This window comes from Ruegeria sp. K7 (genome assembly GCF_056531785.1).
This window is the reverse complement of the sequence record NZ_JBQFMJ010000001.1, coordinates 178968-205606: the sequence shown is the minus strand read 5'-3', so window position 1 is coordinate 205606 and position 26639 is coordinate 178968. Positions and strand designations below refer to the sequence as shown.

Below are 26639 nucleotides of genomic sequence, written 5' to 3'. Positions count from 1 at the left end.
TCCAAGAAGCCATGTGCGGAAATCCGCACAGGCCTTTGGCGCACTGTGCGGATTTCCGCACTACGGCGACTCACGAGTTCCGAATCAAACACCCGGAGATTCGCACCGGTAGCAACTCCCTTGGGGCGGGATACTCCGCCAAGCGCGCATAACCGCAGAATTTTTAGGTAAAACTGGGCCGCGCGGTCGCGTCACCGCCGATAGTCTTCCGGGCGGATGCCGTAGCGTGCCAATTTGTCGTAAAACGTCTTTCGCGGCAGCTTCAGTGCACGCGCCGCTTCTGAGGCCTTCCCGTTATGCCGACCCAAGGCGGTGATCAGCAGCGAACGTTCGACACGCGCCATCTGCTCGCTCAGCCCCAGATCAGCAGCCTGCGCGACATCTTCGGGCATTCCCAGAACAAATCGCATCGCAGCGGACATCAGCGAGCGCGCATTGCCCGGCCAGTCGCTGGCCATCAAGGACGCCAGATGTTCCGAGGTTATCTCGGGCGCGGCAATCCCCGCCTGTTCAGCGGCCTGCGCGACATAGTGGCGAAAGATCACCGGAATATCCTCGGGACGCTCTGCCAGCGAGGGGATGCGCACCCGCATGACGTCAAGGCGATAGAACAGATCCGCATGAAAACGGCCCTGCGAAGACAATGCCGACAGGTCCGCTGTGGTGCCCGCCAGAATGCGGACCCCGGCGCCCTGCTCGACAATCTCAAGCGCGGCATACTGCGTAGCTTCGGGCATTGCCGACACTTCATCCAGAAACAGCGAGCCACCAGCGGCGTCATGACAGACCTGCACCAGCTCCGCCGCGGTCAGACCCGAGGATGGCCGCTTGACAAAGGGCCCCTGCGCCTGCGGCGACATCATATGGACCACTTCGGCAACCTTGGATATTCCACTTCCAGCCGGCCCGGTTACCAGAACCTCGGCGTTGGTCGGTGCTACGGTGCGGACACGTTCGCGCAGTGCTTCGGCCTGCTGGGACAGTCCGAACAACAATCGGGCGGCGGGATCACCTCGTTCCAATTCGCGTTTTAATGCGCGCTGTTCCAGAACCTGCGCACGGGCTTCCATGGCCCTCTTCAGAACCGCCAGAAGGTCGGCAGCGGCACAGGGTTTTTCAAGGAAATCGAAGGCACCCTGCCCCATGGCCTGCACCGCCATCGGAATGTCGCCCTCTCCGGTCAGAAGGATGACCGGCAGATCGGGGTCGATTTCATGCGCGTAATTCAGCAGATGAAACCCGTCTCGCCCCGGCATGCGGATGTCCGAGATGATGACACCGGGAAATTCGGCCTGGATATGGTCTTTCGCAGCCACAAATGACCCTGCAGGAATCGGAGCGTAGTCGGCCAGTTCCAGCGTCTGCGCCAGGGCGTCCCGAACCGCCGCATCGTCGTCAACCAGTAGGACTTTGTGCATCATGCGGCCTTGTCATCCTCGTAAAAATCCAGCTCGACAGTAAAACACGCGCCACTCTGTGAATTGTAACCCCGAATGTCGCCGCCGAAACTCTGAACCAGCCCATAAGAAATCGACAGGCCCAGCCCCATCCCCTCGGACGAACCAACGGCCTTGGTCGAATAGAAGGGTTCAAACAGCTTTTCGGGATCCTCGATTCCCGGACCGTTGTCGCGCACGGTGACGGACACTCGCGCGTCGGTGTCGATCCATATGCGAATATATCGATCGTCCTGTTCGATCATGGCATCTGCGGCGTTGTTGATAAGGTTGACGAAAACCTGAACAAGCCGAACCTCACCACCCCAGGCGAAGACCGGTTCAACATCGGGCTGCCAATCCACTGTGACCCCTTCAGCGTGCAACCGTGCCGAGGTCAGTTCGACGGCTGTATTGATGACTTGAACAAGATCCACCTTTCCCATCGGTTCGCTTTCATTTCTGGCGAAGGCGCGCAGGTTCTTGATGATACGGGCCATACGCGCCGCCATTTCTGAAATACGCCCCAAGTTTTCGCGGGCCTTTTCACTCCGACCGCGCTCCATGAACGCGGCGCCATTATCCGCAAACTGCTGAATGGCCATAAGCGGCTGGTTCAACTCGTGACTGATACCCGCTGACATTTGCCCCAACGCACTCAGTTTTCCGGCCTGCACCAGATCAGATTGCGCGCGCTTCAGTGCGGCTTCCGCTTCCATCCGCTCGGACACTTCGCGCCGCAAGGCCAGGTTTGCATCCGTCAGATCACGGGTCCGCCGCGCGACTTTGCTTTCCAGAACAGTGTTTGCCTCGGCCAATGTGCGCCTGCGCTCAGTTGCCAGAAAAAGTAATGCCCCAAAGGCCAGACAGATTGCGGCAACCGCGGCGGCCTGTAATCCCGCCAAGCGCCGGGCCGGTGCTACGTCCACCAGCACCTCGGCCGTCATATCGATAACCGGAAGGTCAAGCGTCAGGTGCAGCGCGTGACGGGGCAAATAACGCCCCCAGTTCAGCGTCCACAATTCATGCCCGGCGACCCGGGTCGAGCTGAAATCGACCGTGCCGCCATCCGGCGGTGAAAGCCCTTGTTGTCCCTCTGCGCGCCGCCAGAACAGAAGATCGGACCTGTTCGAGATGAAGACAACGCCTTCCGCATCCACGAAGAATACCGCTTCGGTGCTGCCGCGCCAGGTTTGCTCAACATCCTGCACGTCCGCGACAACCATCAAAGCACCCTCAACCTGACCCGAGGGTCCAAAGGTCGGAGCCGCATAGGAATAAATCCGATCACCGCTTTCCGGCAGGGCCCCATGGGCACTTCCCATGGCCCCCTGCATGGCGCGCTCAAAAGCAGGATATCCGGCCATGTCGGGCTGCCTTACCGGCTGGGCCGCGACCAGAACCTGCCCGTTGGAATCCAAATACATCATGTTCACTGCAGCAGTCTTGTCGGACACATCCAGCAGCAGGGACCGGGCCACCTGCCTGTCTGCCGGGGTTTCTAACTCGTGCAGGGCTGGATGATCGGCCATCAGGACCGCCAGCTCCTGATACACCTGCATCTGCGTGCTCAGCCGGTCTGCTGCAAGTTCAAGATCTGCCTCGGCCTTTTCGCTCAGTTGCGACAGGGCTTGACGATAGGCGTAGGACCAGACCCCGGCAGACAACAGTCCGACGACAAACAGAAATCCAAGGATCACCCAGACTCGATACATGACATAGGGTCTTGCATTCGACGCGCCTCATGGCAAGTCTGCGCCGCATGAAGACGCTTTTTCAATCGCCGGTCGAGCCCGGCTTCGTGCAAAACCCCTACCCATTCTATGACGAGGCGCGCCAGTACGGCGACCTTGTGTATTGGGGCGACTACAACAAAGTGGCCGCTGTTTCTTATCGCGCTGTGCAGGCCCTGCTGAAGGATCGGAGGTTTGGCCGAGAGGTTCCGGCAGAATTGCAAGAACCCGGCCCCGCCCATCTGGCGCCGTGGTTGAATGTCGAAGCGCATTCCTTGCTGGAAGCTGAACCTCCACGGCACACGCGGCTGCGCGCCCTCGTCATGCGCGCCTTCACCACACGCTCAATCGCGTCCCTGGCGCCTTCGATCGAGCAGCTTTGCCACACCCTGATGGACCGGTTCCCCGCGACAGAGTTCGACCTCCTGGACGCCTATTGCACTCAGGTACCGGTCATTACGATCTGCCGTCTTCTGGGCGTCCCCGAGGACATGTCACCACAGTTGCTGCGATGGTCGCATGACATGGTCGCGATGTATCAGGCCAGCCGGAACCACCAGACCGGGGACAACGCTGCCCGGGCCGCACAGGAATTTACCGATTTTCTGACCCGCTACATCGAACAGCGCCGCAGCGTTCCCCGCGACGATCTGATCACGCGCCTGATTGCGGCCGAAGAGGACGGAGAAAAACTGTCCCGCAACGAACTGGTTGCCACTTGCATCCTGTTGCTCAACGCCGGGCACGAGGCCACGGTGCATTCCCTGGGGAACGGGGTGAAAACCCTGTTGCAAACCGGATCCCGTCCGCTTGCACCCGACGATATCGATGCCGCCGTTGAAGAAATTCTGCGATATGATCCCCCACTGCACATGTTCACGCGTTATGCCTATGAGGATGTGGAGATCTTTAATAACCGCTTCAGCCGTGGCGATGAGGTTGCGCTGTTGCTGGGTGCCGCAAACCGCGACCCCGCGGTCTGGAATGCACCGAACACCTTCGACCCGACCCGGCCCATTGTCACAAACACCAGTTTCGGCGGCGGCCTGCACTTTTGCGTCGGCGCCCCGCTGGCCCGTCTCGAGATGCGCATCGCACTGCAGGTGTTGTTTCAGCGGGCACCAGAATTACGACTGTCGGCACAGCCGGAGTATTCGAACAGCTATCACTTTCATGGGCTTACTAGGCTTCTTGTTCACGTCTGAGTTCCAGCACACGCCGACTGAATAGCGCATAATGCGCTATGCCTCCGGCGGGAATATTTATAGCCAGATGAAATCGGATCCTTTATTCATCTGGCCCCAAATATCCCGGGGGAGACGCGTTCCAGCGCGGCGGGGGCAGCGCCCCCCCACTTCGTTAACCAACAACCAGCGCACCCAGCGGCAGCATCGTCGTCGATTTGATCTCTTCCATCGACAAAAGAGCCGTGACGTTGTGCACCCGCACTTCCGAGATCAGGGTCTGATAAAAATCGTCATAGGCGCGGGCATTTCTGACGCGCACCTTGAGGATGTAATCGATGTCCCCCGCAAGGCGGTGCGCCTCCTGCACTTCTGGACGGTCCCGCAGCGCCTTTAGGAACTTACGCTGCCACTCGGCCTCATGTTCGGAAGTCCGGATCAGAACAAAGAACGTCGCCTCGAACCCCAGTGCCTCGGCATCCAGCAACACTGTCTGTTGACCAATGACCCCTGCACTTTTGAGTTTTCGGATTCGGTTCCAGACGGGTGTCTTTGAACTGCCGACCCTTGCAGCGATTTCATCCAGTGACTGACTGGCGTCGCGTTGCAGCTCGACCAGAATTTTCCGATCCGTATCATCAATCCGCACCGACATTCCAATTTCCTTCCATTTCCGGAACCCACGTCCCAAAGCTCAGCCTGTGCGGAACGTGCGTTCTTATTTTATCGCCTATATGGCGTTATTCCGGGAATATTTCCTATATTGAGGATCAAGTCAAACACAGGTCGAGATCCTCAGATGCGGCAATCGCACACATATACGGATAAAGGGCACGTCGATTTCGTCGGCGCAGGTCCGGGTGATCCGGAATTGCTGACGCTTAAGGCGCTGAACGCGTTTGAGCATGCGGATATCGTCCTGCATGACCGCCTGATCAGCCTCGAAATTCTGGCGTTGGCCGGCAAGACCGCTGAACTGGTCGATGTTGGCAAGGCCGGCTTCGGACCCTCATGGAAACAGGAAGACATCGACGCATTGTTGGTGGACTACGCACTGAAGGGTCAGCGTTTGGTCCGTCTGAAGTCGGGGGACCCCACTGTATTCGGGCGTCTGGACGAAGAAATCGAAGCGGTTGAGGCTGCAGGTGTTTCCTGGCAGATCATTCCCGGTATCACTGCCGCCTCTGCCGCTGTTGCTGGCATCGGTCAAAGCCTGACGCGCCGCGGTCGCAATTCCTCGGTGCGGTACCTGACGGGTCACGACATGAAGGGTTTTGCCGACCATGACTGGAATGCACTGGCGCGTCCCGGTTCCGTGGCTGCAATCTATATGGGCAAGAAATCCGCCCGTTTCATTCAGGGCCGTCTGATCATGCACGGTGCTGACCGCGCAACCCCTGTCACCATCGTCGAAAACGCTTCGCGCCCAGGCCAAAGGGTGCTGTCCACGACGCTGGACCAATTGCCCGCCGATCTGCATGCCGCCGCAATGGACGGCCCCGCACTGACCTTTTTTGGCCTTGCACCGCGCCGTGCAGCCGAGGCCCTGACCGAATTCAACAAGGAGCTTGCCTGATGGCCCGCGCTTTTACACCCAAAGTGGTTACAGCCAACGACCTGCTGGAAGGAGACGTCATTTATCTGACCGAAGACGATCGCTGGTCACGCGATCTGTCCGAGGCAGAACTGATTACTGACGAAGCTCACGCGCAGGTGCGTCTGCTGGATGCCGCACGTCAGGCGAATACCATCGTTGGCGCCTATCTGGCCGACGCGGTCGCCGGCGAACGCGGCCCCGAGCCCACTCATTTTCGGGAAGACTTCCGCCGGACTGGTCCGTCCAACTATGCCCACGGCAAACAGGAAACTTCCCCGCAGCCCCGGGCCTGACCTCTGGCCTCTCACTCTCCCCTACAAGGCCCCAAGGTTCGGGGCTGCAACTAAGGACAGCTAATCATGTATCGCTACTCCGAGTTCGACACAGCATTTTTGGCAGAACGCAACGCGCAGTTCCGCGCGCAGGTCGAGCGCCGCATTGACGGTTCGCTGACCGAAGACGAATTCAAACCCCTGCGCTTGATGAACGGCCTGTATCTGCAACTGCACGCCTACATGCTGCGCGTAGCGATCCCTTACGGGACGCTGAACAGCGCTCAGATGCGTCAGCTGGCCCTACTGGCCGAAAAGTGGGACAAGGGCTATGGCCATTTCACCACCCGTCAGAACATCCAGTACAACTGGCCGAAACTGAACGACGTGCCGGACATGCTGGACGCGCTGGCCGAGGTTGGCATGCACGCCATCCAGACCTCGGGCAACACCATCCGCAACGTGACCGCCGACCATTTCGCCGGTGCCGCCGCGGATGAGGTCGCCGACCCGCGCCCCTATGCCGAACTGCTGCGCCAGTGGTCGACCGACCACCCGGAATTCCAGTTCATGCCGCGTAAGTTCAAGATCGCCATCACCGGCTCGGAAAACGACCGCGCCGTGATCAAGGCGCATGACATCGGTCTGCAACTGGTCGAGCGTGACGGCGTTCTGGGTGCCCGCGTTATCGTGGGCGGCGGTCTGGGTCGTACCCCGATGATCGGCAAGGAACTGTCGGAATTCGTCGCCTTTGACGACCTGCTGGCCTATCTAGAGGCCACCGTATCCGTGTGGAACCAGATCGGCCGCCGCGACAACAAATACAAGGCGCGTATCAAGATCACCGTGCATGAGCATGGCATCGACGCCATCCGTGCCAAGGTGAACGAGCGCTTCCTGAAGGTCCGCCCGCAGTTCAAAGGCGCCGACATGTCGCTGCTGGACGATATCAAGGGACACTTCGCTGCCCCCGCTTTCCGTGAAGGATCGGTTGCTTCTTTTGAAAGCGCCTATACCAATGATCCGGTCTTCCGCTCGTGGATCGATACGAACATCGCGCCGCACAAGAACGCGGACCACGCCATCGTCACCATCTCGATCAAGAAGCACGGCCAGACGCCGGGCGATGCAACGGCCGAGCAGATGCGAGTCATGGCCGATCTGGCCGAAGAGTTCGCCTATGACGAGCTGCGCATCAGCCATGAGCAGAACGTGATCCTGCCGCATGTCCATAAATCGGACCTGCCTGCGATCCATGCGAAGCTGAAGGAATACGAACTGGCAACCGCCAATATCGGCCTGATCAGCGACATCATCGCCTGCCCCGGCATGGACTACTGTGCGCTGGCGACCGCTCGTTCCATCCCGGTTGCGCAAGAGATTGCAAACCGCTTCGAGGAGTTGAAGCTCGAGCATGATATCGGCCACCTGAAGATCAAGATCTCGGGCTGCATCAACGCTTGTGGTCACCACCACGTGGGTCATATTGGCATCCTGGGTCTGGATCGTGCCGGCGTCGAAAACTACCAGATCACTCTGGGCGGTGATGCCACCGAAAGCGCGGCCATCGGCGATCGCACTGGTCCGGGCTTTGCTTACGATGAGATCGTCCCCGCCGTGGAACGCATCGTCGACACCTACCTGAACCAGCGTGAAAGCGCAGAGGAGACGTTCCTGGAAACATACCGCCGCGTTGGCATGGCGCCGTTCAAGGCGGCGCTTTACCCCGAGGCACAGGCCAATGCCGCTTGACCTGATCCAGACGGAACTGGGTAAAGACCGAAGTGAACTGACTGAACGGGTCGAGGACCTCAACACCCGATTCCGCCACCACAGTGCACACGACGTGATGCATGGCGCGATTGAAGAGATCGATGAGCTTGCCCTTGTGTCAAGCTTTGGGGCGGAATCGGTGGTGTTGCTGCACATGGCGGCTGTTGTCGACAAGGCAACGCCGGTCCTGTTCATCGACACTCAGATGCTGTTCACCGAAACGCTGGAATATCAGCAGGAGGTCAGCGAGCGTCTTGGACTGAGAAACGTTCGGATCGTCAGGGCGGACGATGAAGACGTCCTGCGCGATGACCCCTATGGCGCCCTGCGCCTGCGCGACACGGATGCGTGCTGCAACCTACGCAAGACATTCCCGCTGCAAAAGGCTCTTATGGGCTATTGCGGCTGGATCACCGGGCGCAAACGGTTTCAGGCCGGCACCCGCGCCGCGCTCGACTTTTTCGAGGTCGAGGACGGAACAGGCCGGATCAAGGTCAACCCGCTGGCGCATTGGGCACCTGAAGATGTGCGCGCCTACATGGACGAAAACCGCCTGCCCCGGCATCCGCTGGTGGCAAAAGGATATCCTTCGATCGGCTGTGCGCCCTGCACCTCGCCGGTCAAAGAGGGCGAAGACCCCCGCGCCGGACGCTGGCGCGATCAGAACAAGGAAGAATGCGGCATCCATTTTGTCGACGGCAAGATGGTGCGTGTTGGAGAAAAGCAATGAATGTAATCGTAACGGATCAGGGGTTTTCCCCCGATGATTGGACCGACGGCTTTGTTTCGCTGGATGATGCCGCCAATGACGTGGTTGCCCTGGATGTAAGTTCAGACACCGACCCGGATGAACTCTACGATCGTCTTGGCCGAGCCGAACTGGTGCGGGTCGATTTCCCGTCCTTCGCAGATGGCCGCGGCTTTACCATCGCCCGCACCCTGCGCCTGAAAGGCTATACCGGGCGTCTGCGCGCCAAGGGGCACGTTCTGGCAGACCAATACGCGATGGCGCGGCGCAGTGGCTTTGACGAGGTCGAGATTGATGATGGCCTTGCCACCCGTCAGCCCGAAGATCAGTGGCTTGCCCGCGCCAACTGGAATGAGAACAACTATCAGGCCCGCCTGCGCGGTTAAGGCCGCACATCGCCAGCTTGTGACAGAAAGGGGGCAATCTGTCCCCTTTTCCTGACTTGGATCAACGATTAAACGGAGATGTCGGTTTAGCAGACCGGCAGGTAAACGATGACAGAGATGAAGCCCGTGAGCGAAGTAACTGCCGTAAAGGCCCCCGTCCTGCCGGACGCGCAAACTGTAATTGACGTGAAACACTGGACCGACAGCCTGTTTTCTTTCAAGGTGTCGCGCCCTGCCTCGCTGCGGTTCCGTTCGGGCGAATTCGTGATGATCGGGTTGTTGGGCGATAACGGAAAGCCGCTGCTGCGCGCCTATTCCATCGCCTCGCCTTCGTGGGACGAGGAACTCGAGTTCTACTCGATCAAGGTGCAGGACGGTCCGCTGACCTCGAAGCTGCAACACATCAAACCCGGCGACCAGATCATCCTTCGCCCCAAGCCCGTTGGTACCCTGGTGCACGACGCGCTGCTGCCCGGCAAACGCCTGTGGTTCTTTGCCACCGGCACTGGTTTCGCGCCCTTCGCTTCGCTGCTGCGCGAGCCGCAGACCTATGAGGATTATGATGAGGTCATCATCACGCACACCTGCCGTGAAGTGGCTGAACTGGAGTACGGCCGCCAGCTGATCGAAAGCATCCGCCAGGACGAACTGCTGGCAGAACTGATCGGCGAAGGTTTTGCAGACAAGATCCGCTACTACCCGAGCACCACCCGGGAAGAGAGCCCCAAGATGGGCCGCATCACCAACCTGCTGAAAGACGGCACCGTATTTGCCGATCTGGGCATCGATGGCGGAATCAAACCCGAAACCGACCGAGCGATGGTTTGCGGCAGCCTGGCTTTCAACCTCGATATCAAGGAAATTCTGGAAGAGTTCGGACTGCGCGAAGGCGCAAATTCCGACCCCAAGGAATTCGTCATCGAAAAAGCCTTTGTCGGCTGATCTTTGGAGCTGGCCGGGTAATTGACAACCCGGCCAGCTCAATCCCGCCAACAAAGGCGGGTTTTTCGTGTTTTCCGGCCTTTATGCTGCTTGAAACGCCTTTCGCACCGGTCTAAATTCCGGTCTCGAAATTCTGCAATCATCAAAGGAATGAACCCATAGCCCGCAGACCCCACAACGCGCCGCCGCAGAGAGACACCGGACCGCGCGTCAATGAAAAGATCCGTGCCCCTGAAATCCGCCTGATCGGCGCTGACGGTGATAACGTAGGGGTGGTTCATCCCGCCAAAGCTATGCAGATGGCCGCTGATGCCGGACTTGATCTGGTCGAGATATCGCCCAATGCCAATCCTCCGGTTTGCAAAATCATGGATTTCGGCAAGTTCAAGTACGAACAGCAGAAACGCGAAAGCGAAGCCCGCAAGAAGCAGAAAATCATCGAGGTGAAAGAGGTCAAGTTCCGGCCCAACACCGACACGCATGATTACGACGTCAAGATGAAGAACGTCGTCAAGTTTCTGGAAAAGGGCGACAAGGTCAAAGTCACCCTGCGCTTCCGTGGCCGTGAGATGGCGCACCAGAACCTGGGTCGCGAGCTGTTGGAGCGTGTTGCCGAAGACATCAAGGAAATCGGCAAGGTCGAGAACATGCCGAAGATGGAAGGCCGTCAGATGATCATGATGATCGGCCCGCTTCCGCAGAAATAAGCTCTTCAAGTAGCCGATTTCAAACCCTGTCAGAGTTGCTCTGGCAGGGTTTTTTTGTTCACCGAAAATTCAATCCTCGCGATTTGTACACACCTGTCCCCGTCCGCACATTTTAGAGGTCTGAAAGCGACCATGGGTCGATTTCAGGCGATCTGATTTCGACCGCGCGCTGGCGAAAACTGGAATGCGCGGAATCGCGATACGGTTAAGCGTGAGATGCCGGATAAAGGGGAGGTAACGATGGGTGAAATGTCATTCGCGGGCGGCGTTTATCAATCGCTGCCGACGCAGGCCTATTGCGATGAGGCCGTTTTTTCCCAGGAACGCACCCGGATATTCAGGCGGTCCTGGCATTTGGTAGGCCATGTAACCGACATCCCCAAATTCGGTGACTATGTTGTCGAAGACATCAGCGGCGTCTCAGTGATCGTGATTCGGGGCAAAGACGGCGAAATCCGCGCCTTTTACAACGTTTGCGTTCATCGCGGCCATGAATTGCTGAATGGCAAGGGTTGCACCAAAAAGATGACGTGCCCCTATCACGCATGGACCTATGACACGACCGAACAGTTGCGCGCCGCGCCGAATGCCACCGCGTTTCCGGGCTTCGACAAAAGCCGGTACAAGCTGCGCCCGGTTCAGGTTGAACTGTTCTTCGGGCTGATTCTGCTGAACCTGGACCCGGACGCCCGGCCAATGGCCGAACTGGCCGAAAGCGCGCTTGGCGAAATCGCTGAATACGCGCCCAACCTTCCCAACTATAAACGAGCGGACCGGACGGAACGGTTGGCCAGCGCGAACTGGAAAGTGGTCGCCGAGAATTTCAACGAATGCTATCACTGCGCTGTGGTTCACAAGACTCTGACAACTGGTGTGGTCGATCCGGACCAATACCGGACGCGCGGTCACGATTACGGCATTCGCCATGCAAGCCCGGCCCGCCCGGACAGTCAAAAATCCTACAGCTATGTCGCCGACCCCGAGGCGCGCACGGATAAGTTCCTGACATGGTGGTTCTTTCCGCTTTTTGCCCTGCAAGTTTACCCCGGTGGGATCGTGAACACCTATCGCTGGACCCCGGTCAGTGTTAACAAAACCAAGATCGAAGTTGACTGGTGGCTGCCCGAATCCGAACCGAACGCCGTTGAACAAGAGATCATCCTGCAACACCGCAACACCACCTTTGCCGAAGATGGCCCGATTGTGGATTCGGTTCAGAAAGGGTTGGAAAGTGGCGCGATCGGGTTTGGGGCACTGGTGGTCGATGACGCGTGTTCATCGCAATCAGAACACCCGATCATGGCGTTCAATGCGCATTACCAGAGAGCCATGGAAGGCACGGCCCTCTGAGAATTCTCTGACTTGATCAGGCCGGCAGCGAAACCTCGATGGCTTTGCTTAGTTTTGCGACCAGTTCGTCAATCTGCTCGTCCTCAATGATAAAGGGCGGTGCCAGCAGGACGTGGTCACCCTTCCTGCCGTCGCGCGTTCCGGACATCGGGTAACAGATCAGCCCTTCGGCCAAAGCAGCCTTCTTGATCTTTCCCGCAACACCCAGCGCAGGGTCAAAAGGCGTGCGGCTTTCCCGATCGGCCACCAGTTCCACCCCGCGGAACAACCCCCGGCCGCGGATATCGCCAACATTCGGGTGTTGTCCAAACGCAGCCTCGAGCGCTGATTGCAGCTTTTCACCCATCACGCCAGCTCGGGTCGGCAAATCGCGGTTAGTCAGCTCCCTTACAACAGCCAAGGCAGCAGCCGTCGCAACCGGGTGCCCGATATAGGTGTGTCCGTGCTGGAAGAAACCGGACCCATCCCGGATCGCATCATAAATTGCACCGGAACACAGCATCGCACCAATCGGCTGATACCCCGCGCCCAGACCCTTGGCGATGCACAGGATATCCGGCGCCACCCCATCATGGTTGCAGGCAAACAGATGCCCAGTCCGGCCCATGCCACACATCACTTCGTCCAGAATCAACAACACGCCATACTTGTCGCAGATCTCACGAATGCGTTTAAAATACCCCTCAACCGCAGGAACTGCACCCAATGTCGCGCCAACAACCGGCTCTGCCATGAAAGCCATCACGGTATCGGGACCAAGCCGTAGAATCTCGGTTTCCAACTCATTGGCGACGCGCTGACCATAGTCAAAGCTACTCTCGCCATCGGGTTTTTCAGCGTATTCGAAACAGGGCGCGATATGGGTCATCTCGATCAGCATCGGCGCGAACTGCGCCCGCCGCCACGCGTTTCCACCTGCCGACAACGCACCCAGAGTGTTGCCGTGATAGCTCTGCCGCCTAGCGATCACATGCCGGCGTTCGGGCTGACCGATTTCAAGATAATACTGGCGCGCCAGCTTGATCGCGGCTTCGGTGGCCTCAGACCCCCCGGAAACGAAGTACACCCGGTCCAGATCACCCGGCGCGTGTTCGATCAGCAAATCCGCCAATTCCTCTGCCGGTTCCGAGGTCATGAAGCCTGTATGGGCAAAGGCGATCTTTTCAACCTGTTCCTGTACCGCCTTGATCACGGCCGGGTTGGAGTGCCCCAGACAGGAAACCGCCGCATCCCCGCAATCCAGATAGCGCCGCCCGTCAGCGTCAATCAGGTAACATCCGTCACCGCCTGCTGCGACCGGCAGTTCGGCCTTGGTGTGACGTGGAAATACATGGCTCATATCAAAATCCTCTCAATTTTTGCGACCAGCGCTGCTACCGATGCCGCATTGTCTGTCCATGTTCGACCTTGTGCGTCGGTCAGGCTGTTTTCGAAACCAACCCGCACATCACCGCCTCGCTTTGCGGCTTCGGCAAGGCACATATGTTCCTGTTTCCCAAAGGCGCAGATCATCCACGGCGCCGGATTTTGCGGGAAACCATCAATATCTTCAGGTGTCGATTCTCCACCTGTTGTGTAGCGGCCCAGAACCAGCAGGCGATCCGCCTGCTCTTGTCGCACAATCCCTTTGTCCCGCCACTGATCCAGCAAAGCAGTATCTTCTGCATCATAAAGGATGTGCTGAACCCGTGTACCCTGTTCCGCACAAAGTCCATAAAGCCGTGCCGCAAGCTCCGGCGCGCGGGCAGTTTCACGGACGGAAATCGAAGCCCAGCCAGGGTTGACCTGCTTCACACATTCAAACTGCGCCGCGACATCAAAAACGCCCGCGGCCTCGGTTGTGATCTGAATGTCCATCTCCGGCACAGTGCGGCTCAACTCGGCAATCGCTTCTCGGTATCGCCCAGCATCCAAAGAATGGGCACCTTGGTCGTCACGGACATGCAAATGCAGCCCCTGTGCACCGGCATCAAAACACGATTGGGCCGTCGCCAATATTTCATCCAGCGAAACAGGCAGCTTCGGATGATCAATGTGACTACGCCGCGCTCCATTGGGCGCGACCATTACGTAAGGTCTGAATGATTCATTTTCCGGACGTTGCATTCCCTGCTCCAACCCCAGCCGCATTCCTGCACCCCATTTACTTGCCGACCGCGTGTTTTCAAATTGCCTTTTTCATAACATATGTTTTTCTAGGAACATGCCGGAATCTCCAACCCAACTGACCAGCCGCCTTCGCCGCACCATCGATGACCTGCCGACACAGCTTCAGGCAGCCGCAAAATACATTATCGATCATCCGGCAGATTTCGGTATCGACCCGGTTCGAGTTACCGCCCAAAAGATCGGCGTCAGTTCCAACGTTCTGGTCCGATTGGCACAGAGGCTGGGCTTTGACGGGTTTGACGCCTTTCGTCAGCCATTTCGGCACGCTCTGGCCACAGACCGAGAGGAACAGCTGGGACAGGACTGGCTGTCCAGCCTCAGACAAGAAGGGCAATTCGCTACGGCTCAATCCCAATTCGCACGGAATGAGTTGAACGTCGTCACCCGCTCGTTGCGGCAGATAGACCCCAAGAAAATGCAGATGGCCACGGATATCATATCCAATGCAAAGCGTTGCTTTGTGACGGCCACGCGGGCCAGCCATGCACTGGCCTCGTATTTTTGCTACGCCGGACGCATGGCACAACCCGGAATGCAGCTTATCCCTCGGCAAATGGGCTCCGCGATTGATGATCTGATCGAAGGGGACACGCAGGATTGTCTGTTCGCGATAACCGTCCAACCTTATTCAGCGGACACGATTCAGGCCATGCGGTATGCCCGCGACATGGGAATGAAGATCATACTTTTGTCGGACAGTGACGTCATCGCCCCGGGCGTCAAACCCGACGTTGTCCTGGCAGTCAGCACCCGATCCCTGCACCACTTCTCAAGCTTTTCGGGCGCGATGGCCGTTCTGGAATGCTTGCTTGGTCATCTCTTTGACGCCGGCGGCGACGCCGCACGAATTCGCGTGGAAGAATATCAGAAGGCTCGTGAGGAAACCGGCGCGTACTGGCGCCCTTCAAAGCCGCCCAGAGTGCGTCAAAAGATCAACCCCCGGTAAATCCGGGGGTTGTCCTTGTTCATTGCGCTGTATACATCGTCGCTTCGACAGCCCGTCTGGTCATCACGTTGACCAGATGTGCGCGATACTCCTTGCTGCCATGCAAGTCCCCAATCATGTTCGCGGGGTTGACCTTCAGGTCCATCAACGCATCCGGCCGGAACTCCTTGTTCAGGGCCTGCTCAGCCTCACCCCATCGAAACACGCCATCTTCGCTGGCCCCGGTTACGGCAACCCGAACACCGTCAGCGAAACGGGCAAGAAACACACCCACCAACGCAAAACGCGACGCCGGTTGCAGAAACTTCTGGTAACTCGCCGCCTGTGGCACCGGAAAGCGGACAGACGTAATGATTTCACCCTCATCCAGCGCAGTGGTGAACATGCCCTGAAAAAAGTCATCTGCCGCAATCTGGCGTGTATTGGTAACGATGGTCGCACCTGATCCCAGAACACCCGCAGGATAACAGGCTGCAGGATCATTGTTTGCCACCGACCCGCCAATTGTGCCGCGGTTGCGCACTGCCGGATCGCCGATCTGACCAGCCAGCGCCGCCAGTGCCGGGTACGACCCCGCCGCATCACGCGCCACCGAGGCATGAGTCGTCGCCCCACCGATCGCAACCGAGCCATCGTCTTCAATGCAAACACCCTTCATCTCGGCAATTCCGCTCAGGGATACCAGGGATGATGGCGCCGCCAGTCGCTGTTTCAGCGTCGGGATAAGGGTCTGCCCTCCTCCCAACGCCTGTGCATCCTCGGCCGCCAACGCGGCAACCGCATCGGCTATGGTCGAGGGTTTTTCAAACTCGAAACTGTACATTTCGCTTTTCCTTTCCGAAGGGCGTTTCCCGGCCCTTCATCTTTTTGGAAATACTCCGGGGGTCCGGGGGCTGGCCCCCGGTCCACCCTCTCAACTCAGCCGTTCATGGCTGCCCAGACGCGCGACGGGCTGACCGGCATGTCGATGTGGTCCACCGCCTTCCCGCCCGAATTCAGCGCATCCAGCACCGCATTGACAACTGCCGGCGGCGATCCGATCGCGCCCGCTTCGCCACAGCCCTTCACACCCAATGGGTTATGCGTGCACGGCGTCTGGCTGGAATGGTCGACACCATAGAATGGCACATCATCGGCACGCGGCATGGCGTAATCCATGAAGGACGCACTCAGCAACTGGCCGTTCTCGTCATAGGCGCAGTTCTCCAGCAGGGCCTGACCGATGCCCTGACCGATACCGCCATGGACCTGGCCGTCAACGATCATCGGATTAACGATATTGCCAAAATCATCCGCGGCCGTGAATTTCTCGATGCTGACCTGACCGGTGTCCGGATCAACCTCGACCTCACAGGCATAAGCACCTGCCGGGAAGGTGAAATTGGCAGGGTCATAGAAGGCGGTTTCCTCAAGCCCCGGCTCGACCTCCAGCGGATAGTTGTGCGGGACATATGCCGTCAGGGTCACATCCCCCCAGGCAACCGATTTATCGGTGCCCGCGACACTGAACTGACCATCCTTCAGCTCGATATCGGCCTCGGACGCTTCAAGCAGGTGTGCAGCGATCTTTTTCGCCTTATCGATCACCTTCTCGGTCGCCTTGACCATGGCCGACCCACAGACCGCAAGCGAACGTGAGCCGTAGGTGCCCATCCCGAACGGGATCTTGGACGTATCCCCATGCACGATCTCGACCATCGACTCGTCGATGCCGATCATGTCCGCCACGACCTGCGGGAAGGCGGTTTCATGCCCCTGCCCGTGGCTGTGCGCACCGACCATGACGCTGATCGACCCAGTCGCGTTCACGCGCACCGTCGCAGCGTCATAGAGACCCGCGCGGGCCCCCAGCATCCCAACGATGTTAGAGGGCGCGATGCCGCAGGCCTCGATATAGCAGTTGATCCCAAGACCGCGTAGCTTGCCTTTGGCCTCACTCGCCGACCGACGTGCAGCAAAGCCCGCCAAATCGGCAGCGGCCTCAAGCTTGTCCATCGTCCCGTTGTAGTTTCCAATGTCATAAGTCAGCGCCACCGGCGTGTCATAGGGGAACTGAGTGATGAAGTTCTGACGGCGCAGTGCAATCGGATCGACGCCCAGCTCACGTGCGGCCTTGTCCACGACGCGCTCCAACTGGAAGGTCGCCTCGGGGCGGCCCGCACCGCGATAGGCATCCACCGGCACCGTGTTGGTGAACATCGCTTTCACGTTTACCTGAATGACCGGCGTCTTGTAGTTGCCCGCCATCAGTGTGCCGTGCAGCCAGGTCGGAACCGAGCTGGAGAAGGTCGACAGATACGCGCCCAGATTGGCATAGGTGTTGGTCCGCAGGCCGACAAAATTATTGTCCGCATCCAGCGCCAGCTCGATCTTGCTGACGTGATCCCGACCCTGCGCATCCGACATGAATGCCTCGGACCGGCTGGCGGTCCACTTGACCGGACGCCCGCAGGCTTTTGCCGCAAAGGTACAGAACGCTTCTTCGGCATAGTGGAAGATCTTGGTGCCAAAGCCGCCACCCACATCCGGGGCCACCACGCGGACCTTGTGTTCGGGCAGACCCAAAACAAAGGCACACATCAGCAGACGGATCACGTGCGGGTTCTGCGACGTCGTGTACAGAGTATACTCTTCGGTCGCGCGGCTGTACTCGGCCACGGCCACGCGCGGCTCCATCGGGTTGGCGACCAGACGGTTGTTGACCAGATCCAGCGAGGTCACATGAGCCGCGTTGGCAAAGACCTCGTTGACCTTGGCGTCGTCCGCTTCGCCCAGCTGCCAGTCATAGCAGATGTTGTTCTTGAGGTCGTCATGAACCAGCGTCGCGCCATCTTGCGCTGCGGCCTTCATATCCATAACGGCTGGCAATTCATCGATATCCACGTCGATTGCCTCGGCCGCGTCGCGCGCCTGTTCAAGGCTATCGGCCACAACGGCGGCGATGGGATCGCCAACGTGACGCACTTTGCCCTGCGCCAGAATGGGGTGCGGCGGCTCCTGCATGGGTGCGCCGTGTTTGTCGGTGACTTCCCAGCCGCAGGGCATCCCGCCCACGCCTTCGAAGTCCTTACCGGTGAACACTTTGACCACACCTGGCATGGCTTCCGCCGCAGATGTGTCTATGGATTTGATCCGGCCATGTGCGATGTCGGACCGCAGAAAATGTACATAGGCCTGTCCACGTACGTTGATGTCGTCGGTGTAATTGCCCGCTCCGGTCAGAAAGCGCACGTCCTCGCGCCGCTTGGAACTGGCTCCGATGCCACTGTCTTTGGGCATTGCTTGTTCTCCTCCCTGGGAAAGAATTTTCGCTGAAAATTCTTTGCGACCGCTTTATTCGGCGGCGATGCTGGAAACGTCCTGGCCCGATGCGGCCATGATCGCCTTGACGATGTTGTGATACCCGGTGCAGCGGCACAGGTTGCCTTCCAGATATTTCCGGATCTCGGCCTCGGTCGGACGCGGGTTATCTTTCAGCAGCGCGGCGGCACTCATCACCATGCCGGGCGTGCAAAAGCCGCACTGAAGGCCATGGTGATCCTGAAACGCCTGCTGGATCACGTTCAGCGAACCGTCCGGGTTGGCCTGCCCCTCAATCGTGCCGACGTCGGCACCGTCCGCCTCAAGCGCCAGCATGTTGCAGGATTTCACCGCGTCCCCGTTCACGTGAACGACGCACGCGCCGCACTGCGCGGTGTCGCAACCAACATGTGTCCCGGTCAGCGACAGGTGATCGCGCAGAAAGCTGGACAACAAGGTCCGGCCTTCGACATCACCGCTCACGGGTTTTCCGTTCACGGTCATTGAGACCTGTGTCATAAGTTCCTCCCATTTCGTTTTTTTGCTTGTGCCGAGTTAAACACGGTAATTTTCGTTTGAGAACAAAAATCTTTGGCAGGTGCACGAACAGGGGGATTGGCCAAACACAACAGCTTAGCCCGCAATGGCGACCGGGCAAAATGCCCCGACGTCACACCTTCTTTCTGGCCCGGGGCTGCGGTCGTGTCGGGATTTCCTTGAGCAATCCCCCAACACCCATCCGGGCGATATCCGCACTGGTCACCGGGATGCCGCAGGCCACGCGGGACAACACCCAGTCGGCCCCGTTCAAGGCAGGCGCACGCGCACATCCCGGCAGTCCAATGACGGGACGATCCGACAAGCTGCCAAGAAACAGCAGGTTGCCGGGATCGACCGGCATACCAAACCTGTCTACCTGACCCCCAGCCGAGCGCACGGCTTCGGGGGCCACGTCGGCGGGATCCGATGTCGCAGACCCTGTCAGAATCATCACGATATCCTCGTGCATGGCGGCAATGGCTTCGGCCAGATCTGGCGTTCGATGCGGCACGATGCGGATATCGTTCAACTCCATCCCAAGCGCTTCGACACGTCCGCGCATCGAAGCAATACCCTTTTCATTCGGTGGACCGCCGGGAATGTCGGTCACGATCAATCCGGCTGTGCGGTGGACGGGTACGGCCAGCCGGATCGAGTTCTCGGCCAGTCGCGATGCCCGCAACACGTCACCGCCGGGAACCGCATAAGAGATCACCTTGATCGTTGCGACCATCCCACCGGCTTCCATCTGCTGGTGCTGGGGGACAGTGGCGACCGTTATCATTGGATTGACCAGATTGAACTGCCGCAGAGCATCTGTATCCAGAACCACGACGCCGGACCCGTCCGCCAGCAGGTTGACGCGCCCGGTAAATGGCTGCGTTACCCGAAGACCAGCAGCGGCCGGGTCTGGCGCCAAAGCTTCGGCCAGCATTCGGGCGGCTTCGTCCTCGTGGCAATCCCCGGGTTCCAGCCGGGCCACGATAACCTCGGAATGGCCGGCTTGTGTCAGTTGTTCAAGGTGTTCACGCGACAGGATCACGCCTTTACGCAGTTTGGTTGTACCAGCCTGAATCGAGTGCGCCAAAACTGTCCCTTCGGCTTCGGACACCAGAACCGGCCCGAATTTCACGCCTTGCCCCGCAATACGGCGGTCATTTGCGCCAGTATGGCGACCGCTATTTCCGAAGGATCCGCAGCGCCGATATCCAGTCCGATCGGACCGTGGATTCTGGCAATCTGCGCATTTTCAAAACCAGCCTGCTTCATCCGGTCCACTCGTTTGGCGTGTGTGCGTGTAGAACCAAGTGCGCCTATATAGAACACATCAGCCTGCAACGCGGCCTGCAACGCCGGATCATCCAGTTTGGGATCGTGGGTCAGCAAAACCACTGCGGTCCGCGCATCCAGCCCCAGTTGAGCGACCGCCTCGTCTGGCCATTCCGTCAGAATGGTTTCACCGGGAAACCGCGCGCTGGATGCGAAGGCTTCTCGCGGATCAATGATTGCAGGATCATACCCGGCGATCCGCGCCATTGGAACAAGCGCCTGCGCAATGTGGACCGCACCCACGATGATCAACCGCAGCGGAGGGTTGTGGACAGCCACAAAGGTCTTGCCGTCCGCTTCAAAACCGGACCGGTCCATGCGGAGCCTCTCGGGATACGCGTTCCGGCGTAAAGCCCGGTGCCCTGTGTCGATATTGACTTCATACGCGACAGCTTCACGCCCTGCGCGCGCCGCAACCAGATCCGTCAGCATGTTTTCCGTCAGAACCGTGCCGACAGGCTCGACCAGAACACGTATCGTGCCGCCACAGGCCAGACCGACGGCAAAAGCGTCCTCGTCGCTGACACCGAATTCTAGCAGGCGCGCCTCGCCTTCATCGATGGCTTCCATTGCTTCGACGATTACTGCACCCTCGACACATCCACCGGAGACCGACCCTTCGATCCGGCCATCGCCCCCGATCACAAGCTGCGATCCGACCCGTCGCGGCGCACTGCCCCAGGTATCGACAACGGTCGCCAGGGCCGCGCCACGGCCCTTGCGGAACCAGTTCAGTGCTGTCTCCGGGCTATTGTCGAATCGATCCATCGAAACCTCCTGGCGTTTCCCGTTCCAACATAGGCAGGTTTGCTGCAATGAAAAGTCAGCCCTGCGGCGAGGTCAGCAAGAAACCCATTGCTGGAAGACGAACGGATCCTTGGGGCAACCTGACGGCTTCATCATATTCAAAAAACCCTAGGATTGATTGTTTTCGGCGCAGGTTTTAGCCTGACCCCGCATCTGGCAAGCCGCCTGATGCTCTGCCACTTTTTTTGAATCGGAGAGAAAATTGAAACGTATTCTTTCACTGGGGACCGCATTGGGGCTGATGGCCTCGACTGCTGTATGGGCTGATACATTCGAACGGTATGGAGAAGTCGAGGGCTGGAAAGTCTTTGTGGACAAGGAAAAGAAGTCCTGTCTGATTGAAGCCGTGGACAGCGCTGAAAACGTGGTTCAGATGGGGCTGACCGAAGACCGCGGGGTTGGCTACGTCGGCATATTCACCAAGGAAAAAACCGATATCAAACGCGGTGAAAAAGGTGCGGTCGCAATCATGCTGGGTGACAACCTGTATGTCGGCGAAGGTACCGGCATGAAAGGGAACATCACCAAGGGTTATTCCGGTGGCTATGTCCTGTCGGACAACCCGCAATTCGCCGACGATCTGGCCAAACAGAAGGTCATGGTCGTTTTTCCGGAAAAGGAATTCGCCTTTACCGTCGATCTGACGGGCACCTACAAAGCCATGGAAATGGCACGAGAGTGCAATGAAAAGCAGCTAGGCTAAGACTGCTCTGAAAGCGCGGTCATCAGCCGCGCTTTCTCGCCGTTGTCGTCGGTCCGCGATATGACCTGGGCCAGTTCCTCCAGCGAGGCGATGGAATGACCCGCCCGGAAGCTGTCGACATGGGGCAGCATGGCCGCAATTCCCTTGGCTTTGGGTGCAAAGCCATCCCATCGCAGCAGGGGGTTCAGCCAGATCAGGCGTCTTGCAGAGAGATGCAGCCTCTCAATTTCCTTCGCCAGTGCATCCGGCTCACCGCGATCCAGCCCGTCTGAGATCAGCAGAACCACCGCGCCCTGCCCCATGACCCTTCGGGACCAATCACGGTTGAAAGCGTGAAGGCACTCCCCGATACGGGTCCCTCCTTCCCAATCCTGCGCCTCGGCCCCGGAGGCGGCCAGCGCTGCATCGACATCGCGCTGATGCAGGTGTCTGGTGATGTTCGTCAGTCGGGTTCCGAAAGTGAAAGCATGAACCCTGGCCCAGCCCGCGCCGCGCGCATTCGAGACGGTGTGCAAAAAATGCAGAATGATCCGGCTGTATTGACTCATCGAGCCCGATATATCGCAAAGAACGACAAGGTTGGGCCAGCGCGGTCTGGGCCGTTGCCGGGCGATGTCCCGCATGTCCCCACCCTGCCGCATCGCGGCCCGCAACGTTCGAGCCCGGTCGATACGATGACCCAGATGGCTGACTTGACCACGGCGTGAAGCAATGGGTTTGACCGGCAGAGACAAGCGCGACAGCATCCGTTTGGCCTGTGCGATTTCGTCGGTGCTCATCTGTTCGAAATCCAGATTTCGCAGTCGTTCTTCGGACGACGCTGTCTGAGAGGCATCAATGTCGAGTTCGGTTTCCTCACCCTGATCCTCGACTTCCGGCAGATCCTTTTCGACACCATCCAGCAGGGCCTCGGCTGCCCGCTTTTCGGCTGCATCCGCTTTGCGCTCCTCCTGAACACCGCGAATGGCCGGCAGCATCATGGACATCATGTGTTCGAGATAGCGTGGATCCCGCCAATACAGGCGAAACACCTGTGCAAACACGGTGCGGTGTTCCGGACGACTGACGAAACAGGCGTGGAGGGTCCAGTAGAAATCCTGCTTGCGGGTAAAACCGGCGGCTTCAACGGCGCGGATGGCATCAATGACGCGGCCGGTTCCTATCGGCAACCCGGCCTTGCGCAGGGCGCGGGCAAAATGGATGATATTCTGCGCCAGTTTGGGATCATCGGGAATGTCGATCGGCAGTTGCTCGGCCATCACAATGCATGGGGGCGCTGCCCCCATACCCCCGGAGTATTTCGGAAAAGATGAAGCATCACGCCGGTTCGAGTGAGGCTTTGGCCTGATCCAGAATGCGTTTCGCCTCGGACCCCTGCAGTTTCTGGATATCATCCTGATATTTCAGGATTGCGCCCAGTGTGTCGCCGATCACTTCGGGGCTGAGATTGATTACATCCAGCGCCAACAGGCACTTGGCCCAGTCGATCGTTTCGGCGACGCCGGGCTTCTTGAATAGGTCCTCGGTCCGCAGATGCTGGACAAAGGCCACAATTTCACGACTGAGGGCGTCGGCAGCCTCGGGCGCGCGGGCATGCAGGATTTCGATTTCACGGTCGAAATCCGGATAGTCGACCCAATGATACAGGCACCGTCGTTTTAGCGCGTCGTGGACCTCGCGCGTTCGGTTCGACGTGACGATCACAATTGGAGGTTCCGGCGCTTTGATCGTACCGAGCTCCGGGATCGTCACCTGAAAATCACTGAGAGCTTCCAGCAGAAAGGCTTCGAATGGCTCGTCCGTCCGGTCCAGTTCGTCAATCAGAAGTACAGGCGCGCCGTTTTCATCGGGCTGCATGGCCTGCAGCAAGGGGCGTTCCACGAGGTAGTCTTTGGAAAACAGTTCGGCCTGCAGGGCGGATCTGTCGGCAGCACCTGCCGCTTCGGCCGTCCGGATTGCCACCATTTGCGCAGGAAAGTTCCACTCGTAAACGGCCGATGCGGCATCCAGCCCCTCGTAGCACTGCAACCGGATGAGCCGCCGCCCCAGACCGGAAGCCAGCGCCTTGGCGATCTCGGTTTTGCCAACCCCGGCCTCGCCTTCCAGAAACAGCGGGCGACCCAGTTTGAGAGACAGAAACACAACGGTCGCCAGAGACCGGCCGCAGACGTATCCCTGCGCGCCCAACATCTTCTGAACCGCATCAATGGATTGGGGGTGGTTCATCAGCCAATCTCCTTTCGCACACAAGGGCATGGTGCCGGTCTTGCGTCAACCCCACGGGTCTTTCTGGACTTACTGCGATCAGATGGTTCGACAAGGTCTTTCACGATTGCGACCCTTGTGCTAGCCGGGGCACATGACCGACAGCATCACGATCCGCCGCCCCGACGACTGGCATCTGCATCTGCGCGATGGCGCCATGTTGCAGGCCGTTCTGCCCGAAACAGCACGCCACTTTGCGCGAGCCATCATCATGCCGAACCTTGTGCCCCCTGTTGTCACCGGCGCACAGGCTGCAGCCTATCGGGAGCGTATTCTGGCCGCGCTGCCGGAAGGAATGAGTTTCGAGCCGCTGATGACGTTGTATCTGACCGAAGATACGGACCCGGATGATCTTGCCGCCGCCCATGCCAGCGGCCTGATCAAGGCTGTCAAGCTGTACCCGGCAGGCGCGACGACGAACTCGGCCTCGGGCGTGCGCGATTTCGACAAGGTCCGCCCTGTACTGGAAAAAATGGCGAGCATCGGTTTGCCGCTTTGTGTGCATGGCGAAGTAACCGATGCCGACATCGATATTTTCGACCGTGAGGCCGTGTTCATTGACCGCGTTCTGGATCCGATCCGTAGGGCGACGCCCGAACTGCGTGTTGTGATGGAGCATATTACGACGAAAGACGGTGTCGATTATGTCAAATCGAATGAGGCCGGACTGGGCGCAACGATTACGGCGCATCACCTGATCATCAATCGCAACCACATTCTGGTTGGCGGCATCAAACCTCATTATTATTGTCTTCCTGTCGCAAAACGCGAAGAACACCGCCTTGCATTGCTGGCCGCAGCGACCTCGGGCGATGCGCGGTATTTCCTGGGCACGGACAGCGCACCGCATACGGATGCCAACAAGGAAATGGCCTGCGGCTGCGCCGGGTGTTTCACGGCGACAAACACCATGTCGCTGCTGGCGGAAATGTTCGAGCGTGAAGACGCGCTGGACAAGCTGGAAGGGTTTGCCTCGCTCAACGGTCCGGCATTCTATGGCTTGCCTGTGAATGAGGACAGCCTCACCCTGACGAAAGGTGACGCGGTGACCTACCCGTCCAAAATCGAGACAGGGGATGGCCCTGTGACCGTGTTCGACCCGGGCTTCCCGCTGCACTGGCGAGTTGATTAACCGTCAGGATTGATGGGCAGTTCGCGGGCGCGGCCCCCGGTGCGCAGCATCGACCAGATCGCGTCCGCGTCTTCGTGTCCGATAAGTTTGGCCGCCTTGCCGCGGACGCGGTCTTCGCGGTCCGACAGAGCCATGGGCGTCAGCAGATCATGGGTCGCCTCACGACGAACGCCATCGCGGCGCAGAAGAGATATCTGTGCTTGCGTTTCAGACAGGCTGTCATCGGCTTCGACTGAAATCCGGTCTCGCAGGGACACAACGCGCGGGTCGGCGCAGGTTCTGGCCGAATAGCTTTCCGGCAATGCGGTATCGAATCCCAGCGCCTGCATCGCAATCACCGTTCGATAGGAAAACTTGGCACCCAATCCGGTGTCCGGCGACATCTGGTTACACACGCTCATCCAGCGCGGGTGCGTCTTGATCTTGATCTCGGCCACTTCGGGTTCCGCAATGTCAAGGTCACGCGCCGCTTCCAGCGCGGCGTGCAACCCGTGGCAGCAGGCATGGAACTTGTGGCTGACGGACTCGAACAGCCATTCATCGCCCAAACCATCGAGTGCAGAGACGATGTCGCCCTCCCCATGATGAAGGGCGCCAAACCCGTACTGCCCTTCAAGCGCGGTGGAGTTCGGTTCAAACCCGCGCTGAACAAGCAGCGCCGCCTCGACACCGGCAGATGATGCCATACCGGCGTTATATGGCTTACCCATGGTTCCAAACTGCGCCTTAAGCCCGGCGGCGCGTGTCGCAGTAAGCCCCAGGGCTCTTTCCATTTGCCCGGCCTCGAAACCCAATATCCGCCCGGCGGCAACGGCCGCGCCAAACACGCCCGCCGTTGCGGTCTGGTGAAACCCAGCTTGATAATGACCGCGTCCCAGCCACAGCCCGATGCGGATGGAGACCTCCATACCGACCAGCGCGGCCTCAAGAAGGTCAACGACAATACGGTCGTCCCATTCTGCCAAGGCCAACGCAGCAGGCAAAACCGCTACCGAGGGGTGTCCGATATGGGCAAAATGCGTGTCGTCGTAATCCAGCGCATGTGAGACCGCACCGTTGACCAACGCGGCCGCGCGCAAGGGCGCCGAACCGCCGCCGAACAAGCGGGCCTGTTGTAGGCCGGCCTCGGCTAGAACCATTGCGCGGACGGTTTTCGACACAGGTTCGTCCGCGCCCGCCCGCCCTACCGCGATCCAGTCGAGCACGGACAGGGATGTTACGATCCGGGTCTGGGATGAGGTCGAAACGGGGCCAGCGGCGATAGCGGCAATCTTGGTAGTGAAATCAGTCATGAGCGCAGTCTAGCGTGCGCCCGTCTCC

Annotated in this window: 25 protein-coding genes; 12 read left to right on the top strand and 13 right to left on the bottom strand. The window is 59.0% G+C overall.

Annotated elements, in window-relative coordinates; translation table 11 throughout:
- Positions 1-191: 191 nt before the first annotated feature.
- Positions 192-1421 carry a sigma-54-dependent transcriptional regulator gene (locus ACR0FE_RS00960; RefSeq protein WP_480906427.1) on the bottom strand — a complete coding sequence of 410 codons (1230 nt, stop codon included), beginning with the start codon at positions 1419-1421 and terminating at the stop codon, positions 192-194.
- Complete coding sequence (locus ACR0FE_RS00955) at positions 1418-3151, bottom strand: sensor histidine kinase (protein ID WP_480910327.1); 1734 nt, start codon at positions 3149-3151, stop codon at positions 1418-1420. The genes ACR0FE_RS00960 and ACR0FE_RS00955 overlap by 4 nt, the downstream gene beginning before the upstream one ends.
- A 47-nt stretch (positions 3152-3198) precedes the next feature.
- Between ACR0FE_RS00955 and ACR0FE_RS00950 the strand changes: the two genes are divergently transcribed.
- A complete protein-coding gene (locus ACR0FE_RS00950; RefSeq protein WP_480910325.1) occupies positions 3199-4374 on the top strand; it encodes a cytochrome P450 in 1176 nt (391 codons plus the stop codon).
- Between the two features lie 154 nt (positions 4375-4528).
- Here the strand turns inward: ACR0FE_RS00950 and ACR0FE_RS00945 are convergent, their stop codons facing one another.
- Positions 4529-5008 (bottom strand): Lrp/AsnC family transcriptional regulator, encoded by a 480-nt coding sequence (locus ACR0FE_RS00945; RefSeq protein WP_170616790.1) that lies wholly within the window; start codon positions 5006-5008, stop codon positions 4529-4531.
- A gap of 144 nt (positions 5009-5152) precedes the next feature.
- Here ACR0FE_RS00945 and cobA point away from each other — a divergent pair, with 144 nt between their 5' ends.
- From cobA to ACR0FE_RS00905, 8 genes are all read left to right on the top strand, one after another.
- The gene (cobA, locus tag ACR0FE_RS00940) at positions 5153-5929 is read left to right on the top strand and encodes a uroporphyrinogen-III C-methyltransferase (RefSeq protein ID WP_480910323.1); all 777 of its coding nucleotides are present in this window, start codon (positions 5153-5155) and stop codon (positions 5927-5929) included.
- A complete protein-coding gene (locus ACR0FE_RS00935; RefSeq protein WP_170806260.1) occupies positions 5929-6243 on the top strand; it encodes a DUF2849 domain-containing protein in 315 nt (104 codons plus the stop codon). Before cobA ends, ACR0FE_RS00935 begins: the two co-directional genes overlap by 1 nt.
- 66 nt (positions 6244-6309) lie before the next feature.
- Positions 6310-7974: a nitrite/sulfite reductase gene (locus tag ACR0FE_RS00930; protein ID WP_480910321.1), complete on the top strand. Its 1665-nt coding sequence runs from the start codon at positions 6310-6312 to the stop codon at positions 7972-7974.
- Entirely contained in the window at positions 7964-8725 is a 762-nt protein-coding gene (locus ACR0FE_RS00925) for a phosphoadenylyl-sulfate reductase (protein ID WP_480910320.1), read from the top strand. The genes ACR0FE_RS00930 and ACR0FE_RS00925 overlap by 11 nt, the downstream gene beginning before the upstream one ends.
- Positions 8722-9129 carry a DUF934 domain-containing protein gene (locus ACR0FE_RS00920; protein WP_170616778.1) on the top strand — a complete coding sequence of 136 codons (408 nt, stop codon included), beginning with the start codon at positions 8722-8724 and terminating at the stop codon, positions 9127-9129. The genes ACR0FE_RS00925 and ACR0FE_RS00920 overlap by 4 nt, the downstream gene beginning before the upstream one ends.
- 108 nt (positions 9130-9237) lie before the next feature.
- Positions 9238-10071: a ferredoxin--NADP reductase gene (locus ACR0FE_RS00915; protein WP_480910317.1), complete on the top strand. Its 834-nt coding sequence runs from the start codon at positions 9238-9240 to the stop codon at positions 10069-10071.
- Between the two features lie 116 nt (positions 10072-10187).
- Positions 10188-10778 carry a translation initiation factor IF-3 gene (gene infC / locus ACR0FE_RS00910; RefSeq protein WP_480440513.1) on the top strand — a complete coding sequence of 197 codons (591 nt, stop codon included), beginning with the start codon at positions 10188-10190 and terminating at the stop codon, positions 10776-10778.
- Between the two features lie 240 nt (positions 10779-11018).
- Positions 11019-12128: an aromatic ring-hydroxylating oxygenase subunit alpha gene (locus ACR0FE_RS00905; protein WP_480910315.1), complete on the top strand. Its 1110-nt coding sequence runs from the start codon at positions 11019-11021 to the stop codon at positions 12126-12128.
- Positions 12129-12144: 16 nt separating this feature from the next.
- Here the strand turns inward: ACR0FE_RS00905 and ACR0FE_RS00900 are convergent, their stop codons facing one another.
- Together ACR0FE_RS00900 and ACR0FE_RS00895 are read right to left on the bottom strand one after the other, a co-directional pair.
- On the bottom strand, positions 12145-13467 hold the full coding sequence (locus ACR0FE_RS00900) for an aspartate aminotransferase family protein (RefSeq protein WP_480910313.1): 1323 nt from the start codon (positions 13465-13467) through the stop codon (positions 12145-12147).
- A complete protein-coding gene (locus ACR0FE_RS00895; protein ID WP_480440236.1) occupies positions 13464-14234 on the bottom strand; it encodes a beta-keto acid cleavage family enzyme in 771 nt (256 codons plus the stop codon). The genes ACR0FE_RS00900 and ACR0FE_RS00895 overlap by 4 nt, the downstream gene beginning before the upstream one ends.
- A gap of 97 nt (positions 14235-14331) precedes the next feature.
- On the opposite strand from ACR0FE_RS00895, the gene ACR0FE_RS00890 reads away from it, so the two are divergent.
- Positions 14332-15243 (top strand): MurR/RpiR family transcriptional regulator, encoded by a 912-nt coding sequence (locus tag ACR0FE_RS00890; RefSeq protein WP_170816530.1) that lies wholly within the window; start codon positions 14332-14334, stop codon positions 15241-15243.
- 19 nt (positions 15244-15262) lie between these two features.
- Here ACR0FE_RS00890 and ACR0FE_RS00885 read toward each other — a convergent pair whose 3' ends face one another.
- The 5 genes from ACR0FE_RS00885 to ACR0FE_RS00865 all read right to left on the bottom strand — a co-directional run bounded on the left by ACR0FE_RS00885 (position 15263) and on the right by ACR0FE_RS00865 (position 21180).
- Positions 15263-16066 (bottom strand): FAD binding domain-containing protein, encoded by an 804-nt coding sequence (locus ACR0FE_RS00885; RefSeq protein ID WP_480910310.1) that lies wholly within the window; start codon positions 16064-16066, stop codon positions 15263-15265.
- 95 nt (positions 16067-16161) lie between these two features.
- A complete protein-coding gene (locus tag ACR0FE_RS00880; protein WP_480910308.1) occupies positions 16162-18522 on the bottom strand; it encodes a xanthine dehydrogenase family protein molybdopterin-binding subunit in 2361 nt (786 codons plus the stop codon).
- Between the two features lie 54 nt (positions 18523-18576).
- Positions 18577-19062 carry a (2Fe-2S)-binding protein gene (locus ACR0FE_RS00875; protein WP_170806253.1) on the bottom strand — a complete coding sequence of 162 codons (486 nt, stop codon included), beginning with the start codon at positions 19060-19062 and terminating at the stop codon, positions 18577-18579.
- Between the two features lie 151 nt (positions 19063-19213).
- Positions 19214-20215 carry a molybdopterin-binding protein gene (locus tag ACR0FE_RS00870; protein WP_480910306.1) on the bottom strand — a complete coding sequence of 334 codons (1002 nt, stop codon included), beginning with the start codon at positions 20213-20215 and terminating at the stop codon, positions 19214-19216.
- Entirely contained in the window at positions 20212-21180 is a 969-nt protein-coding gene (locus ACR0FE_RS00865) for an XdhC family protein (RefSeq protein ID WP_480910304.1), read from the bottom strand. The genes ACR0FE_RS00870 and ACR0FE_RS00865 overlap by 4 nt, the downstream gene beginning before the upstream one ends.
- Before the next feature lie 241 nt (positions 21181-21421).
- On the opposite strand from ACR0FE_RS00865, the gene ACR0FE_RS00860 reads away from it, so the two are divergent.
- Positions 21422-21922: a hypothetical protein gene (locus ACR0FE_RS00860; RefSeq protein ID WP_170616759.1), complete on the top strand. Its 501-nt coding sequence runs from the start codon at positions 21422-21424 to the stop codon at positions 21920-21922.
- Here ACR0FE_RS00860 and ACR0FE_RS00855 read toward each other — a convergent pair.
- Together ACR0FE_RS00855 and ACR0FE_RS00850 are read right to left on the bottom strand one after the other, a co-directional pair.
- Positions 21919-23181 carry a vWA domain-containing protein gene (locus ACR0FE_RS00855; protein ID WP_480910302.1) on the bottom strand — a complete coding sequence of 421 codons (1263 nt, stop codon included), beginning with the start codon at positions 23179-23181 and terminating at the stop codon, positions 21919-21921. The genes ACR0FE_RS00860 and ACR0FE_RS00855 overlap by 4 nt on opposite strands.
- A gap of 58 nt (positions 23182-23239) precedes the next feature.
- Positions 23240-24148 carry an AAA family ATPase gene (locus ACR0FE_RS00850; protein WP_170616755.1) on the bottom strand — a complete coding sequence of 303 codons (909 nt, stop codon included), beginning with the start codon at positions 24146-24148 and terminating at the stop codon, positions 23240-23242.
- Between the two features lie 133 nt (positions 24149-24281).
- On the opposite strand from ACR0FE_RS00850, the gene pyrC reads away from it, so the two are divergent.
- Positions 24282-25319 (top strand): dihydroorotase, encoded by a 1038-nt coding sequence (pyrC, locus tag ACR0FE_RS00845; protein ID WP_480910299.1) that lies wholly within the window; start codon positions 24282-24284, stop codon positions 25317-25319.
- On the opposite strand, the gene ACR0FE_RS00840 is transcribed toward pyrC, so the two are convergent.
- Positions 25316-26611, bottom strand: a complete 1296-nt coding sequence (locus ACR0FE_RS00840) for an MmgE/PrpD family protein (protein WP_480910297.1) — start codon at positions 26609-26611, stop codon at positions 25316-25318. The two genes, pyrC and ACR0FE_RS00840, sit on opposite strands and share 4 nt — an antisense overlap.
- Positions 26612-26639: the final 28 nt, after the last annotated feature.